This is a genomic window from Carnobacterium sp. (assembly GCF_040274425.1).
Genome location: NZ_JBEMBC010000185.1, coordinates 1 through 920, shown reverse-complemented (window position 1 = coordinate 920; position 920 = coordinate 1). Strand labels below are relative to the sequence as shown.

1 protein-coding gene is annotated in these 920 nt (G+C 34.5%); it reads right to left on the bottom strand.

The window, feature by feature from the left end:
• Window positions 1-251: 251 nt before the first annotated feature.
• Window positions 252-920: trehalose repressor (locus ABS911_RS15185; RefSeq protein WP_350468244.1), on the bottom strand; the 669-nt coding region annotated here is incomplete at its 5' end.

Below are 920 nucleotides of genomic sequence, written 5' to 3'. Positions count from 1 at the left end.
CCGCGAAACAGTGGCGATAGAATAACCGGATTCCAGTGCAACTTCTTTTATAGTCGCCATTCCTTTCACACTCCTGATCTATTAATTGTATCTATTATCAGTATAGCCTAATGATTATAGTTTTTAAACGAAATGATAGAAAATGTTTGTTTTTAGTAAATTATTTTACTTTAAATTGCTTCTTAGATTCTTTATAATAGTATAACTTTTTTCTTTTTCTTCATAAACGAAAAGAAAAACTCCTCAATAAATCAAGGAGTTTTTTTTATTAACTGAATAGTTGATTCTCTAGCAATCAGCTCATTTGGCAATTCAATAGTGATTAGTTTATCTTCACCTTCAATTAATTCAATGAGGTTCGTCACTGAAACTGAACCTAATTTTTCATATGGGTATTTTACAGTTGTAATAGTTGGTGTAACGATAGAAGTAACTTCATATCCACCAAAACCCGATAATGAAAAGTCAGTCGGAATACTAAGTCCTAATGTGTGCGCAGCTTTCATAACAGCTAACGCTATATTATCTGTAGCACAAAGTACGTAGGTAGCCGATGTTGTGGCTAACACATTCATCGCTTTTTCATACGCTTTTGAAAAAGAAAAATTTGCTTCAACAATCTCAATAGTTGTATCTGAATTTTTTTTAAGAGCTTCTAAAACACCTTTTGATCTTAATTGGCCTACTGCTTGATCTTCTTCAAGAACGGTAAAATACAGAAAATCCTTATGCCCTAATTCTGTTGCGTAACTCCCCAACTTATATCCTGCCTCATACTCTTGATGGACGATCGTATTCAGTCCTTCTGCAGATTGGCCAAGCAGCAATACGGGAATGTTGACTTCTGCTATAGCTTTTCGATGAGCTGGGGTTACAACTGTAGCCAAAAGGATGATCCCATCTACTTTTTGTTTTGCCAA